Below are 424 nucleotides of genomic sequence, written 5' to 3' on the forward strand. Positions count from 1 at the left end.
GCCCATGGCCACTGGACTGGCAACGCCACTACCGCGTCCTCGCGGACCTGGTCAACGCCGACGGCGTCCTGCCCGAGATCCAGCCCGGGGTGCTGTTCGAGGGCGATGACATCGGGCGCTGGCTGGAGCGGCAGAAGAACCCGGCCACCTGGGCACAGCTTCTCCCCGAGCAGCAGCAGCGCCTGACCGCGCTGGGCGTACAACCCGCCCAGGCCCCGCCTCCCGCCCCGGCAGCCGCTCGTAAGAGCCCGAGCAAGTCCCAGGCGGCCTTCCAGCGGGGCCTGGCAGCCCTTACGCAGTGGGTGCAGCGGGAAGGTACGGACCGGCCGGTGCCCCGCAGCCACACTGAGACAATCACGATCGACGGCGAACCGGTGACCGTGAAGCTCGGCGTATGGATCTCCAACACCAAGTCGAGGTGGGC

1 protein-coding gene is annotated in these 424 nt (G+C 70.0%); it reads left to right on the top strand.

Annotation, left to right across the window (positions count from 1 at the left end; all coding sequences use genetic code 11):
- On the top strand, positions 1–424 hold a 424-nt coding region (locus V2J85_RS40860), incomplete at both ends, for a helicase associated domain-containing protein (protein ID WP_330824424.1).

This window comes from Streptomyces bugieae (assembly GCF_036352915.1).
GTDB lineage: Bacteria > Actinomycetota > Actinomycetes > Streptomycetales > Streptomycetaceae > Streptomyces > Streptomyces endophytica.